Below are 14,901 nucleotides of genomic sequence, written 5' to 3' on the forward strand. Positions count from 1 at the left end.
TCAGAACGGCAGCTGCACCACCACGCGGGTGCCGGTTGCGTTCGGCGTTTCGATGCGCACGCTGCCGCCCAGGTAGGCGGTGCGGGTGCGCACCCCGCGCAGGCCGATGCCGGTGGCCGGCGTGTCTTCGCCGCGGGCAAAGCCGCGGCCGTCGTCTTCCACGCACAGCTCGAGGTGGGCAGGGTGGCAGCGCAGCTGCACCTGCACGTGGCGGGCCTGGGCGTGGCGCACGGCGTTGTTCACCAGCTCGGCCACGATGCGGAAAGCGGCCGACTGCACCGCCTGGGGCAGGGCGTCGAGGCCGGGGTCGAGGCGGGTGTTCACGTGGGGCGGGCCGTTGAGGTTGAAGGCGTCGCACAGGGCCCCGATGGAATTGTGCAGGCGGTTGGTGCCCGGCTCCATGGGCAGCAGCGAGTGGCTGAGCTGGCGCACCTGGCTGTAGAGCTGGCCCAGAATTTCTTCGGTGAGCAAGCCAATGGTAGCCGCGTTGGGGGCGGCGGCCAGCGCGTCGCGCACGGCGTGGCTTTGCCAGGCCATGTGCAGGGCGGCCAGGTTGGGGCCCAGGGCGTCGTGCAGCTCGCGGGCCAATTGCTCGCGCTCGGCATCCTGCGCGGCAATGAGGCGCCCGCCTTCCTCGTTGCGCTGCTGCAGCTGCCGGATGCGCAGCTGCGCATTCTGGCGCAACGTGTAGCGAAAGCGGCCCGTGAGCAGGGCGCTCAGCACCAGCAGCTCGGCAAACAGGCCCCAGGCCAGGGTGTTGGGGTAGATGGGGTTGAAGCTGCTCAGCCCCAGGTGGTTTAGCCAAAACACCGCGTACCCCACAAAAAAGCAGCAATACGTGAGCGAGTAGTACGCCGCCAGCCGCCGCCGGCGCCGCGACAACAAGGCCGCAATAAGCGTCACCCAGCCGTAGCCGAACACCAGCAGCATCAGCACCTCCCGGCCATAGTTGAGGCCTTCCACCAGCGGCAGGCTGTGGCGCACGGCCCACGGAAACACCGCCGCGTAGGCCGCCACCAGCCCACCCGCGGCCCCGGCCAGCCACACGCCGGCGCGGTACAGCTTCGCCGTCTTCGGCAGCCGCAAAAACAGCTGCATGATGCGAATGCCCGCTGCGCCGGCCAGAATCAGGAAGTTGTATTGGCCCACCGACCACAGCAGGCGGTACAGTGGCCCCGGCAGCAGCAGGGCGTCGAGGCCGTCTTCCATCATCAGAAACAGCGCCACGGCCGCTACGTAGGCCACGTACCAGAGGTAGATGCGGTCGCGCAGAAACGCAAACAGCACCAGGCTGAACACCGCGCTGCTCAGGTAAAAGCCCAGCAGCCACACCCAGTGCCGCTCAAACGGGAAGCCCATTTCCCAGGCCAGAAAATGCTCCGCGGTTTCGATGTAAGTGGGCAGGTACACGCCGCCGGTGTGCACGTCGGCGCGCAGGTAGAGCACGGCCGCCTCGCCGGGGCCCAGCTCAAACGGAAAGCTCAGCGAGCGGGCCGGGAACTGCCGCTCGGCCGCCGGCGCCCACGAGCTGGCGGCGCCCAGGCGCGTGAAGCGCGTGGCGCCCGGGCGCCGGATGTAGAGGGCCGCGCTGTCGGTGAAGTTGAAGATGCTCCACAGGAAGCGCAGGCGCCGGGCCTCGGTGTTGCGCACCGGCAGGCGCAGCCACACGCGGCGGTGCAGCAGGCCCAGGTTCAGGGTTTTGTGCCAGGGGCCGGGGCGGAAGCGACCGGCGCGGTACTGGGCTTCGGCTCGTTCGGGGTCGGGCGCGGGGCCGAAGGGCTCGGTGTAGTAGCGGTAGGCTTCGGAGAGGTGCGCGCCTTTGGGGTCTTTCAGCAGCAGGGTGTCGCGCAGGCGGTGCGGCGGGTTGTCGGCCGCCCGGGCAGCCCAGGCCGTCCCGGCCCACAAGCCCAGCATCAGCACCGCGAAGTAGCAAAACCGCATAGGCAAGAAATGAAAACCGCTGGCAACAGAGCCGACAAATAACTATAGGTTTATCTGCATTTCATCTGGTTTCGCCCTAAAATTATTCAAAAAACAAACCGGGGTGCTGCGGCCACCACTGGCCACTACAACACCCCGGCATAGAACATAAAGCCTGTCAACTACTTCGCCGCTGTGCCGTCGGGCTTGAGCGTACGGCCCAGCCAGTCGAAAAACACGCGCTGCCAGAGCACGGCGTTCTGCGGCTTCAGCACCCAGTGGCCCTCGTTGGGCAGGTAGAGGAAGCGGCTGGGAATGCCCCGCATCTGGGCCGAGCCGAAGGCTTCCATGCCCTGGCTTTCGGGCACGCGGAAGTCTTTGCCGCCGTGGATGACGAGGATGGGCGCGTCCCACTTGCCCACGAAGTTAATGGGGTTGAACTCGGTGTAGGAGCGGTGCTGGGGCACGTTCCAGGGCGCGCCGCCGAGGTCGTGGTTCACGAAAAACATCTCCTCGGTGGTGGTGTAAAAGCTGTTCAGGTCGAACATGCCGTCGTGCGAGATGAAGGTCTTGAAACGCCCCTCGTGGTGGCCGGCCAGGAAGTACACCGAGTAGCCGCCGTAGCTGGCGCCCACGCAGCCGCGCCGGTCCTTGTCGATGTAGGGCTCTTCCGAAATCTTATCAATCGCCGAGAGATAGTCCCGAATGGGCTGCCCGCCAAAATCACCCGAAATGGCGTCGTTCCATTCGCGCCCGAAGCCGGGCAGGCCGCGCCGGTTGGGCGCCACCACAATGTAGCCGTTGGCCGCCATCAGCTGGAAATTCCAGCGGTAGCTCTGGCTCTGGGTGATGGGGCTTTGCGGGCCGCCCTGGCAGTAGAGCAGGGTGGGGTACTTCTTGGCGGGGTCGAAATCGGGCGGGTAAATCACGAACACCTGCATCTGCTTGTTGTCGGTGGTGGTCACGCGGCGGTCTTCCACCTTGCCCAGCCGGATGCCGGCCAGTTCCTCCTTGTTGATGGTGGTGAGCGGGGTTTCCTTGCCGGTTTTCAGGTCGAGCCGCACGATGTCAGCAAAGGCCGACAGCGTGGTGCGGTTGGCCACCGCCTGGTTGTTGCCCACCAATTCAAACGAGTTGTAGTTCTGCGCGCCGGTGGTGAGCTGCTTGATTTTGCCGCCCTTGCTCGGCACTGAATACAGCTGCTCGGTGCCGGCCACCACGGCCATGAAGTAGATGGTTTTGCCGTCGGCGCTCCAGCGGGCGTTGTTGGCGCTCAGCTCTGAGCCTTTGGTGACGTCGACGCGCTTCTTCGTAGCGAAATCATACACCACGATGCCGTTGCGGTCCGATTCGAAGCCGGGCGTGGCCATGCTCAGCCAGGCCACCTGCCGGCCGTCGGGCGCAAAGGCGGGCTCGGTGTCGTAGCCGCCCAGGCCTTCGCTCAGGTTCACGGTCTGGGCGTTGTGAATGTCGTAGAGGTAGATGTCGGAGTTGGTGCTCACGGCCTCGGCCTTGCCGGTGAGCTTGCGGCTGGTGTAGGCAATGCGGTAGCCGTCGGGCGAGAAGGCCAGCTGCTCGGCGCCGCCGTCGGGCATCAGCGGCGAGTCGAACTTCTCGCCGGGCATCAGGTCTTTGCCGTAGCCCTCGGGCCGGCCGTCGGCATTCAGCGGCTGGAAGAACACGTGGCTGGCCAGGTGGTCGTCCCACACGTTCCAGTGGCGGTAGTTGAGGTCGTCGATAATTTTGGCGTCGGCCTTGGGTAGGTCCGGAAACAGGTCCAGCGTGGTGGGCGTCACCTTCACGTCCTGCGTGTAGAGGATGAAATTGGCCTTGGGCGCGTATTTCAAGTTGCTCAGACCCTGGTCGGGGAAGTCGCTGAGCTTGGTTTTGCCGCTGCCGTCGGCGTTCATCACGTACAGCTGGTCGGTGCCGCCTTCGCCCGAGAGGAACGTGAGCTTGCCGTCGGGCCGCCAGTTCAGGGTGTTTTCCGAGCCGGGCGTGTCGGTCAGCTTGCGCGCCGCGCCGCCGGCCACGGGCACGGTCCAGATGTCAGCGTTGCCTTTGTTCTCGGCTAGGTTGTACTTGGTGACGGTGTAGGCCACGGTTTTGCCATCGGGCGAGACCTGCATTTCGCCCAGGCGGCCGAGCTGCCAGAGCTTTTCCGGGGTGAGGACGGCGGTGGGGGTTTGGGCAGACGCGGCCAGCGGGAGCAGCGCCAACCCCACAGTGAGGAGCTTGTTCATGCCCGAAAAATACACAACATCCCGGCCCGCACCGGCCAAAAAAGAAGCCCCGCCAACTGCATTGGCGGGGCTTCTTCCTGTGGGTTACAGCCACCTGCTAGCGCATAAGCGCAGGTAAGAATCATTTGCTGTCTTTTTTACGGCCCGAGCCGCCGGGTTGTTTCCCGCCGCCGTCGTTTTTGTTCACCGTGGCCCAGGCGCGGGCTTCGGCTTCGTCTTTGGGCACGCCGCGCTTCTCGTAGCCTTCTTCGATGTGCTCGGCCTGGCGCTTCTGCTTGTCGGTGTATTTCGACTTATCTCCCTGGGGCATGGCAATAAGTAGGTATAAGGTGGAAAGGAACGGGTGCGGGGCGCCGCACCACGCATTTTTTTACGCGCGGGGCGGGGGAGGAGTTAGGTTGAGCTTACTATCTTCGTGCCCGGCTCCCGGCCTTTTTTCGTTGTTTATGCGCCACGTTGCCGACATTCCGCACCCCGCCGTCAAAATCACCTTGCTGGCCTGGAACGGCAAGTTTCTGCTAAAACTGGAACAGGGCAACCTGGAGCAGACCTACAAAGTGGCCGAGCTCGACCTGCTGACCGGCACCGATGCCGAAGCCCGCGAACTGCTCGACGACGAATTTCTGGCCGCCGCCATTGCCCGCTTTCAGGCCATGCGCGCCGACCTGCAGGCCGCCTTCGACCGCCACGAGCTGCGCTAACTCCGACGCCACACACGCCCTTTTCTCATGCAAAAAGTCTATTTCCTCCTGCTGTTGCTGGCCGGCTGGCTGGCTCCGGCCCTGGCCTCGGCCCAGCTCTACGACGTGCGCCCCGGCGAGGTGAACTACAACAAAAAGCCCCGCCCGGCCCTCAAGGTGCAGGTAGACGGCAAAGCCACCGACGTGCGCGAGTTCTTCCAGGACTGGATGAAGAGCAGCTACAACGTGAAATTTAAAACCGGCGGCGTGCTGGGCATGGGCAAGAGCGACGTGCTGATGGCCAAGCAAACGCCAGCCAGCACCATTTCGGGCAAGCTCGTGGACCTGTACGCCACCGTCATTGCGCCGTCTGATTCGGTGTCGGAAGTGTCTTTATTCGGCGGGTTCGACGACAACACTTTCTTCGACCCCGATAAAACCGCCACCGAATACAACGCCCTGCGCGCCATCGCGCAAAACTTTGCCGGCGCCGCCCGCCTCAAGGCCTACCGCGACATGATTGCCGAAGCCGAGAAAAAGCTCAAGGCCGTGGAAAAGGAAAAGGAGCGCCTCGAAAAAGAGCAGGCCTACCTGAAAACCAACACCGAAGCCAACCTGGCCCGCATTGAGGAGCTGAAGAAAAAGAACGCCGAAAACCTGTTGCAGTCGCGCGCCGACTCGGCGGCGCAAACCAAAAACCGGGTGCTGCTCGACGAGAGCCGCCTGCGCCTGCAGCGCCGCCGCGACCGCCTCTCCGCGCTCGACCGCAAAAACTAGCCCCGCCGCCGGCCGTATTCAGGTTCATGGACAACCCCTCTTCGCCCCTCGACACGCTGCGCCAGCTCAAGGAAATGCTCGACGCCGGGGCCCTCACGCCCACCGAGTTCGAAGCGCTGAAGCAGCGGCTGGTGTTTCAGGAGGCCGCCCCGGCCAGTGGGCCCCCGGCTCCGCCGGCCGTGCCGCCCGTGGCGCCCCCGGCCACTAGCAGCCTGTTGCCTCCGGCACCTCCTGCCACGCCGCCGGCCGCGCCATTCATTCCGCCGGCCGAGCCGGTGCAGCCGCAGTTCTATCCGCTCGCCTCCGATGCCGCCGAGCCGGAGCCCGAATTTGTGCCGCCCGTGGTGCGCCGCGCTTTCGAGGCTGAAACACCGCCGGTAGCGCCTCCGGCCGCTTTTGTTCCCGAGCCCATGCCCGAACCCGAAATGAATTCCGCCTACGTGGCCGACGAATTTCCCGAGGCGCAGGCACCCGCCGCCAAAAGCCCGCTGGCCTTGATTCTGTCAATTGGCGGCCTGCTGGCGCTGCTGTCGCTGGTGCTGTACCTGTCGCTGAACCGTCGGCCTTCTGAGCGCATTTCCAGCACCAGCCTCACGCCCGCCGATACGCTGGCCGCGCCCATCGAAACCGGCCCGCAGGCCGCGGAGCTGCCCGCTACTGCCGCGCCCGAAACCATTCGGGTGGCCCCGGCCAACCCGGCGCCGGTTATTCAGCCCCGCCCGGCGCCGCCTGCGCGCGATTCGGTGGCGGCCCCCGTCACGGCGCCCACCGATTCGGCAGGTGGCATCTAGAGTCGCTGGCTGATTTTTAGTGGCCTGCCTCAACGCACGGGCTGAAAGGGCGTATGTGAAAATCCCGGTCCTCACGGCCGGGATTTTCTGTTTCCTTTCCATCCCAATGTTTTCCTTGATGACGTCTCTCCGCTTTCATCCGCTGAGCTTGTCGGCGGCGCTGGCGGCTGCCTTACTCGGCGGCTGCTCGTCGCCCGACAGCAACTCTGGTACCGCTGCCACCTCGGCCGCATCCGATACCACCGCCACTACCGGCAGTGCCACCCCGGGCAACTCACCCCTGCAAGTGGTGGCCGAGTTCAACGACCCGCAAATGGTGGGCGTGGCCGTGGCGCCCGGCGGGCAGGTGTTTGCCTGCTTTCCGCGCTGGGACTGGAACCCGTCTTACCCCATTGCCAAAGTGGGGGCCAACAACACCCTCACGCCGTACCCCAACGCCAGCTGGTGCATGTGGAACGACTCCGTGAAATCGGAGCCGCTCAAGCACTGGATTTGCCCGCAAAGCGTGTTTGCCGATAAATCGGGCATGGTGTGGGTGCTCGACCCGGCTTCGCCCGGCCTGAAATTCACGGTGCCCGGCGGCCCCAAGCTCGTCAAAACCGACCCCAAAACCGGCCAAGTGCTGCTCACCATTCCCTTCCCCGAAGCGGTGGCCCCGCGCAAGTCCTACCTCAACGACGTGCGCATCGACCTGCAAAACAACTACGCCTATATCACCGAATCGGGCCTCGGCGCCTTGGTCGTGGTCGACTTAAAAACGCTGAAATCGCGCCGCCTGCTCGATAAGCACCCTTCTACCAAAGCCGTGAAGGGCCTGGTCATCAAAGCCGAAGGCCACCCCATGATTGACCTGCAGGGCAAGCCCGCCCAGTTCAACGCCGACGGCATTGCCCTGAGCACCGACAATGCCTACCTCTACTATTGCCCCCTCACCGGCCATACGCTCTACCGCATCAAAACCGCCGCCCTCCGCGACCCGGCCCTCACCGAAGCCCAGCTGGGCCAGCAGGTCGAAACCGTGGGCGAAATCCCCGGCACCGATGGCCTGGAAATCGATGCCGCCAACAACGTCTACCTCACTTCCTTCGAGCAAAGCGCGCTCCTGCGCCGCACCCCGGCCGGCAAAATCGAAACCCTCGTGAAAGACCCGCGCCTGCAGTGGCCCGATACCTACAGCTTCACCGCCGACGGCACGCTATACGTCACCAACTCCGGCATTCACAAAACGCCAAACTGGAACAAGGGCGTGGGCCAGCCCCGCCAGCCGTTCCGCATCTTCAAAATGGCCCTGCCCAAATAAAAATTGGGCTCGATTTAACCTCCTCTACAACCAGAAAGCCCCGCCAGCAATGGCGGGGCTTTCTGCTATAAGCATGCGAATAAAATAGGATAGAGCTAGCTTAACTTACTGCAAGGCCACTTTTTGAATCTTCACGCCCTTGGTAAAAATGTCGAGGTTCTCGCTCGGGTGCGCCAGGATGTCCATGCAGTGGCGGTGGCGCCGGTTCATGGTATCATGAATGGTATAAACGCCGTCGAGCTCGGGCGAGATGCCGCGCACCCGCACCTTATCACCAAAGTCAAACTTGCCACCCCAGGGCTTGAGCAAGTCCCGGGAAAGCGCCATCCAGCGCTTCTTGGTCCCGTAGTGGCGCTTGATGTGGGAATTGTCGGCGGTGATGAACGGCTCGTTGTCCGTCTGGCTGGGCACGGCCTCGTAGATGGTGGCCGTCACCGTGTAGGTGAGGCTGCGGGGCACCAGCGCTTTTGCCTTTTTGGCCTTCACGGTGGCCGTGTGGCGGGCCATGCCGCGCGTGGAGAGGAAGGCCTTCATGCCCGTGGCCGTGGCGGCGGGCGCCGAATTGGCCGAATTAAAAAGCGGCGCTGCAAGCGTCGCAACTGCTAGAAATACATCTATAAATAACCGTGCATTATACATTTATCCAGGGTTCGTTCAACCGCCTGTTAAGCCCGGCGGAATGGGCAAAACCCTTGCTTTTTGGGCAAGGGCGAAAAAGGTTAACGTTGAACACGTTGGATAAGTTTGCTAAAAATAAATTATCCAATTGCTAACGGCCTTGGAAGTAGCTGTCGGCCCATACATAGCAAAAAGTTTATAGAAGAAGCGGCGTCCGAGACCCGCGAAACGCCCGCCGGCGAAACAAATTCTTCTGTCGCACTCAGACATCGCCGGTGCCCACCCGTATCTACTTGCTACGGCAAGCCCGCGAAATTCTATAAATTGCCCTTCGCCCGCCCGGTAGGCGTAGCACCACGTTTGGGTAAATATGCCTGACTATAAGGCTTATTTGTAAACCCGAATTCAGGTTTTTGGCTCTGTATTAGGCCTGTTACTTTTGCTGAGCTTTACTTAAGCTCCTTCTCTCATGGACGCATACTCGTATATCGCCAACGCCGACGCCGCGGCTATCGAAACCCTCTATCATGCTTACCAGCAGAATCCAGAATCGGTTGATTACGGCTGGCGCAAGTTCTTTGAAGGGTTTGATTTCTCGCAGCAGTTTCCGGAAGGCGCCCCCGTAGTGCCCGGCAGTGGCAACACCACGAACGGCAACGGCGCCGCAGGCCCCAAGGCCGCCGCGCCAGCTGCCCCGCAGCCAGCCGACTACGGCGTGCTCCAAACGGCGGCTTCTACCAACAACGCGCCCGGCATCAGCAGTGGCGAGACGGCCTCCGATAAGGAAACGGCCGTGCGCAACCTCATCCACGCCTATCGCAGCCGCGGCCATCTGCGCGCCAAAACCAACCCGGTACGCGAGCGCAAAGACCGCAAGCCCCGCCTCGACCTGAGCGACTTCGGCCTGGGCGAAGCCGACATGGACACGGTGTTTAAAAACGGCGAAGGCCTGGGCCTGGGCCCGCAGGCCAAGCTGCGCGACATCGTGGCGGCGCTGGAGAAGATTTACACCGGCGCCATCGGCTTCGAGTACATGTACATCCGCGACCCGCAGGTGCTGGACTGGTTCCGCGCCAAAGTGGAGAAGGACTCGCTGGCCTTCAACCCCGGCGTGGAGTACAAGAAGCGCATCCTGAAGAAGCTGAACGAGGCTGTTGTCTTCGAGAATTTCCTGCATACCAAGTTTCTGGGGCAGAAGCGGTTCTCGCTGGAAGGTGGCGAAACGACCATTCCGGCGCTGGATGCCATCATCGGCAAAGGCGCCGAGCTGGGCGTGAAGGAAGTGATGATTGGCATGGCCCACCGCGGCCGTCTCAACGTGCTGGCCAATATCATGGGCAAGACCTATGAGCAGATTTTCTCGGAGTTCGAAGGCACCGCGGTACCCGACCTGACCATGGGCGACGGCGACGTGAAATACCACATGGGCTACAGCTCGGAAGTGGAAGCCAGCGGCGGTCAGAAAGTGAACCTGAAGCTGGCCCCCAACCCCTCACACCTCGAGGCCGTGAACCCGGTGGTAGAAGGCTTCGTGCGCGCCAAAATCGAGCACCAGTACGGCGGCGACTACCACCAGATTCTGCCCATCCTCATTCACGGCGACGCCGCGCTGGCCGGCCAGGGCATTGGCTACGAGGTGACGCAGATGTCGCAGCTGGAGGGCTACAAAACGGGCGGCACCATCCACTTCGTGATTAACAACCAGGTTGGTTTTACCACCGACTTTGAGGACGCCCGCTCGTCGATTTACTCGACGGATTTGGCCAAAATCATTGATGCGCCGGTGGTGCACGTGAACGGCGACAACCCCGAAGCGGTGGTGTTTGCCGTACAGCTGGCCACTGAGTACCGCCAGCAGTTCCACGCCGACATCTTCATTGACATGGTGTGCTACCGCCGCCACGGCCACAACGAGTCGGACGAGCCCAAGTTCACGCAGCCCACGCTCTACAACCTCATCTCGAAGCACCAGAACCCGCGCGAGGTGTACAACGCTATGCTGGTGCAGCGCGGCGACGTGGACGCCGAGCTGGCCAACCAGATGGACCGCGAGTTCCGCGACACCCTGCAGGCCCGCCTCGACATGGTGAAGCAGCAGCCGCTGCCGTATAAGTACCAGGCCTTGGAAAACGAGTGGCGCAGCCTGCGCCGCTCCAAGCCAGAGGATTTCGACCAATCGCCCGAAACCGGCATCAGCGAAGACGTGGTGCAGAAAGTGGCCAAGGCCCTGACCACGATTCCGGAAGGCTTCAAGCCGATTAAGCAGATTGACAACCTGCTGAAGGAGCGCCGCAAGATGTTCTACGAAACCCGCGTGCTGAACTGGGCCGCCGGCGAGCTGCTGGCCTACGGCTCGCTGCTGAGCGAGAAGCACATCGTGCGCGTGAGCGGCCAGGACGTGCAGCGCGGCACGTTCTCGCACCGCCACGCGGTGCTGCACGACGCCGAAACGTCGGCCCCCTACAACTCGCTTAACTTCATGGAGGGCGAGCACGAGCAGCTGAGCATCTACAACTCGCTGCTGAGCGAGTACGCGGTGCTGGGCTTCGAATTCGGCTACGCCATGGCCAACCCCACGGCGCTGGTGATTTGGGAAGCCCAGTTCGGCGACTTCGCCAACGGCGCCCAGACCATGATTGACCAGTTTGTGGTGAGCTCCGAGAGCAAGTGGCAGCGCATGAACGGCGTGGTGATGCAGCTGCCTCACGGCTACGAAGGCCAGGGCCCGGAGCACTCCAACGCCCGCCCCGAGCGGTTCTTGCAGCTCGCGGCCGAGTATAACATCGTGGTGGCCAACATGACCACGCCAGCCAACTTCTTCCACGCCCTGCGCCGCCAGCTCACGTGGAGCTTCCGCAAGCCGCTGGTGGTGATGTCGCCGAAATCGATGCTGCGCCACCCGCTGTGCGTGTCGCCGGTGGAGGAGTTCACCAGCGGCGGTTTCCGCGAAGTGCTGGGCGACACCTTTGCCGAAGCCAAGAAGGTGAAGCGCGTGCTGCTGTGCTCGGGCAAGGTCTACTTCGACCTGCTGGAAGAGCAGCGCGCCTCGGGCCGCACCGATGTGGCCATTGTGCGCCTCGAGCAGCTGCACCCCTTCCCCAAAAAGCAGCTCGACGCCGAGTTGGCCAAGTACCCTAAGGCCAAGCTGTATTGGGTGCAGGAAGAGCCCGAAAACATGGGCTACTGGAACTACATGCTGCGCTTCCTGCGCCGCGAGCTGGAAGACGTGGTGGCGCGCAAACCCTCGGCCTCGCCGGCCACGGGCTATAACAAAATCCACGTGAAGGAGCAAAAGGACTTGGTAGCCCGCGCCTTCGACAAGCCCAAAGAAGCCGTGGCCGACGCCAACATCAAGGAAACGGCGGAAAAGGCCAAAGCCACTGACTGATAATCCTGCCCGACTTCCTTCTCCTTACACCGATTCAATCCAAAACGCCTGCACATGGCCCTCGAAATCAAAATTCCCGCCGTTGGCGAATCCATCACCGAAGTCACCATTGCCAAGTGGCTCAAGCAAGACGGCGACGCCGTGAAGCGCGACGAAGTCATTGCCGAGCTGGAGTCCGACAAAGCCACGTTTGAGCTGCCCGCCGAAGCCGACGGCGTGCTGAAAATTCGCGTGGCCGAGGGCGAAACCATCGGCATCGGCACCGTCATCGCCGACCTGGACGGCGCGGCCGGTGGCAGCGCTGCGGCCCCGGCTGCTCCGGCTGCCGCCCCCGCCGCTTCGACGGCTGACCCCGTTTCGAAAGGGGAGGAGAACCCGGCGGCCAGCAACCAGTCCGGCTACGGCGGAGCCCCCGCGGGCAACGAGAGCAAAGACGCGTCGACGCCCGGCGCCCCGGCTGCTTCCGGTGCTGGCGCGGAGACCCCGACTGCTGGCGGTGGCTCCATTGAGATGAAAATCCCCACGGTAGGGGAGTCCATCACGGAAGTGACCGTGGCCAAGTGGCTGAAGCCCGATGGCGCCCAGGTGAGCCGCGACGAGGTGATTGCCGAGCTGGAATCGGACAAGGCCACGTTTGAGCTGCCCGCTGAAGGCAGCGGCACCCTGCGCCACGCCGTGAAGGAGGGCGAAACCATTGCCATTGGGACGGTCATTGCGCGCATCGAAGGAGGTAGCGGTGCAGCTGCGTCGGTTCCGACCGCGGCCGCTCCTGTGGTTGTTCAGGCTGCCCCGGTTGCGGCCCTGGCTTCGCAGCCCGCCAGCGGTGGCGCGGCCACTTACGCTACGGGGGTGCCTTCGCCCGCGGCTGGCAAGATTCTCGACGAGAAAGGCATTGCCGCCAGCAGCGTAACCGGCACCGGCCGCGACGGCCGCATCACCAAAGAAGACGCGCAGAACGCACAGGCGCGTCCGGCTGCTCCGGCCGCGGCACCTGCCGCAGCTCCGGCGCCAGCCGCACCCGCTGCGGCTCCGGCCGCCGGTGGCAGCCGCAACGTGCGCCGCGAGCGCATGAGCAACCTGCGCAAGACGGTGGCCCGCCGCCTGGTGTCGGTGAAGAACGAGACGGCCATGCTCACCACCTTCAACGAGGTGAACATGCAGCCCATTATGGACCTGCGCAACAAGTTCAAAGACAAGTTCAAGGAGAAAAACGGCGTGGGCCTCGGCTTCATGTCCTTCTTCACCAAGGCCGTGTGCGTGGCCCTGCAGGAGTGGCCCGCCGTGAACGCGCAGATTGACAACGGCGAAATCGTGTACTCCGATTTCTGCGACATCAGCATCGCCGTATCGGCCCCGAAAGGCCTCGTGGTGCCCGTGATTCGCAACGCCGAGCAGTTGTCCTTCGACGGCATCGAGAAGGAAGTGGTGCGCCTGGCTGGCCTGGCCCGCGACAACAAGCTCACCATCGAGCAGATGAGCGGCGGCACGTTCACCATCACCAACGGCGGCGTGTTCGGCTCCATGCTCAGCACCCCGATTATCAACGCGCCGCAGTCGGCCATTTTGGGCATGCACAACATCATTCAGCGCCCCGTGGCCGAGAATGGCCAGGTAGTGATTCGCCCCATGATGTACCTGGCCCTGAGCTACGACCACCGCATCATCGACGGCCGCGAGTCGGTGAGCTTCTTGGTGCGCGTGAAGGAATTGCTCGAAGACCCCACGCGCTTGCTGCTGGGCGTGTAGTCCAAGAATAGGATTTTTAAAAGCCCTGTTCCCGATGTGGGAACAGGGCTTTTTCATTTTTGGAAGCTTGAGCAATTATTACGGTGTATTCCTGGTGTTTTTATACGGGGTTAAAACTTATCGAAATTGAATTTTTAAAAGAAAGCGTATCTTTGGGGTAGTAAGCACAATGACCTTATAGCCCATGGGAAAATTCTTTACTCCTGTTTGCCATGAATGCCCCAGCCGCAACACGCCACTGATGGGCTGCTGCCAGGCCGATGAGCTGGACTTTATATCCGCCAACAAGGTTTCGCATCGTTTTCAGAAGGGCCAGCACATTTTTCAGGAAGGCGGGCCGGCCCTGGGCCTGCACTGCGTGCAGCAGGGCAAAATCAAGATTACCAAGGCTAGTGGCGACGGCAAAGAGCAAATCATCCGGCTGGCCAAAGGCGGCGACATGCTGGGCTTTCGGTCGGTGCTGGCCGGGCCGCACTACTCCACCTCGGCGGTGGCCCTCGACGATTGCGTGGTGTGCTTCATTCCGCGGGCCGACTTTTACCGGCTCTGGCAGTCGAACCTGCAATTCTCCACCTCCTTGATGCACATGATGGCCCGCGCCCTGGGCGAGGCCGAGCTGCAAATGCTGCACTTGGCTTACAAGCCCGTGCGCGAACGCCTGGCGGGCGCCCTGCTGATGCTACAGCGCACCTTCCGGCAGCCAGGCGATGCCGGGCCGTTTAGCACATCGATTTCCCGCGAGGACCTGGCCGCCCTGGTGGGCACCGCCAAAGAAACGGCCACCCGCCTGATGTCGGAATTCAAAGAAGCCGGCATCGTCGCCACGCGCGGCAGCCAGGTGACCATTCTAAAGCCGGACAGCCTTAGCCAACTCGCCTCCCTCTACGACTAGCAGGGCCGCAGTAGCCCCTGGTGCGCAGTTGCAACAGCCCCCGGGCCGCCGGGCGGGTAGTGGCCAACGTATGTTGGCTGCCCGTCCGGCGGCCCTTTTGGGTCGCGTATCCGTCGTCCGCGGAGAAATGGGCGAAAAGGCAAACGCGGGGTAATTCCAGCAATGGGATGCTTTTTCTAGCTTCAGGAATTACATAGGTTTAAATTATAAAAAATGTTATATTTTACTCCGGTACATTTTAAGCTCGATTGCGTTGCGTGGGGCCATCGGTTTGATGTAAATCATTATAAAAAGTGACGTATGTCATTTTTATTGGCTGTAGGTACGGCAGAGCTTTGTAACAGAAAAACTGCTCAAAAAACATTAATATTTGTCCATTTATGCGTTTTAAGGGCTGATTCTTGCTGATTATTAGCTGAATGGATATGCGTGTTGCGGCCGAAAAATCCGTTTCTAATTTCATCGGAAGCACGCGCATTGTAATGGGGCCCGACCCATTGGCAGCCTCCGGTATTACTTCGGATAAAATTAAAAAAGTGATAAAGC

The 14,901-nt window shown here is 62.3% G+C and carries 11 protein-coding genes; 7 read left to right on the forward strand and 4 right to left on the reverse strand.

All coding sequences use genetic code 11. The features are described 5' to 3' along the window. The 3 genes from IC234_RS14500 to IC234_RS14510 form a co-directional block, all read right to left on the reverse strand. The gene (locus tag IC234_RS14500) at window positions 1–1,941 is read right to left on the reverse strand and encodes a sensor histidine kinase (RefSeq protein ID WP_190925860.1); all 1,941 of its coding nucleotides are present in this window, start codon (window positions 1,939–1,941) and stop codon (window positions 1–3) included. A 161-nt stretch (window positions 1,942–2,102) separates the two neighbouring features. Next, window positions 2,103–4,163 carry a S9 family peptidase gene (locus IC234_RS14505; protein WP_190925862.1) on the reverse strand — a complete coding sequence of 687 codons (2,061 nt, stop codon included), beginning with the start codon at window positions 4,161–4,163 and terminating at the stop codon, window positions 2,103–2,105. A gap of 121 nt (window positions 4,164–4,284) precedes the next feature. Then, entirely contained in the window at window positions 4,285–4,473 is a 189-nt protein-coding gene (locus IC234_RS14510; RefSeq protein ID WP_190925864.1) for a hypothetical protein, read from the reverse strand. 136 nt (window positions 4,474–4,609) lie between these two features. Here IC234_RS14510 and IC234_RS14515 point away from each other — a divergent pair, with 136 nt between their 5' ends. From IC234_RS14515 to IC234_RS14530, 4 genes are all read left to right on the forward strand, one after another. Beyond that, complete coding sequence (locus IC234_RS14515) at window positions 4,610–4,864, forward strand: hypothetical protein (RefSeq protein ID WP_168672096.1); 255 nt, start codon at window positions 4,610–4,612, stop codon at window positions 4,862–4,864. Between the two features lie 27 nt (window positions 4,865–4,891). Next, window positions 4,892–5,620: a hypothetical protein gene (locus IC234_RS14520; RefSeq protein WP_190925866.1), complete on the forward strand. Its 729-nt coding sequence runs from the start codon at window positions 4,892–4,894 to the stop codon at window positions 5,618–5,620. Window positions 5,621–5,646: 26 nt separating this feature from the next. Beyond that, entirely contained in the window at window positions 5,647–6,411 is a 765-nt protein-coding gene (locus tag IC234_RS14525) for an SHOCT domain-containing protein (RefSeq protein WP_190925868.1), read from the forward strand. Window positions 6,412–6,529: 118 nt separating this feature from the next. Next, window positions 6,530–7,711, forward strand: a complete 1,182-nt coding sequence (locus IC234_RS14530; RefSeq protein ID WP_190925870.1) for an SMP-30/gluconolactonase/LRE family protein — start codon at window positions 6,530–6,532, stop codon at window positions 7,709–7,711. A 105-nt stretch (window positions 7,712–7,816) separates the two neighbouring features. Here the strand turns inward: IC234_RS14530 and IC234_RS14535 are convergent, their stop codons facing one another. Then, window positions 7,817–8,245 carry an RlpA-like double-psi beta-barrel domain-containing protein gene (locus IC234_RS14535; protein ID WP_190925873.1) on the reverse strand — a complete coding sequence of 143 codons (429 nt, stop codon included), beginning with the start codon at window positions 8,243–8,245 and terminating at the stop codon, window positions 7,817–7,819. Between the two features lie 553 nt (window positions 8,246–8,798). Here IC234_RS14535 and IC234_RS14540 point away from each other — a divergent pair. The 3 genes from IC234_RS14540 to IC234_RS14550 all read left to right on the forward strand — a co-directional run bounded on the left by IC234_RS14540 (window position 8,799) and on the right by IC234_RS14550 (window position 14,355). After that, complete coding sequence (locus IC234_RS14540) at window positions 8,799–11,717, forward strand: 2-oxoglutarate dehydrogenase E1 component (RefSeq protein ID WP_190925875.1); 2,919 nt, start codon at window positions 8,799–8,801, stop codon at window positions 11,715–11,717. Between the two features lie 54 nt (window positions 11,718–11,771). Then, window positions 11,772–13,463: a 2-oxoglutarate dehydrogenase complex dihydrolipoyllysine-residue succinyltransferase gene (gene odhB, locus IC234_RS14545; RefSeq protein ID WP_190925877.1), complete on the forward strand. Its 1,692-nt coding sequence runs from the start codon at window positions 11,772–11,774 to the stop codon at window positions 13,461–13,463. 184 nt (window positions 13,464–13,647) lie between these two features. Next, window positions 13,648–14,355, forward strand: coding sequence for a Crp/Fnr family transcriptional regulator (locus tag IC234_RS14550; protein WP_190925879.1), 708 nt, complete (start codon window positions 13,648–13,650; stop codon window positions 14,353–14,355). Window positions 14,356–14,901: the final 546 nt, after the last annotated feature.

The sequence above is a fragment of the Hymenobacter armeniacus genome (genome assembly GCF_014699055.1).
Lineage (GTDB): Bacteria > Bacteroidota > Bacteroidia > Cytophagales > Hymenobacteraceae > Hymenobacter > Hymenobacter armeniacus.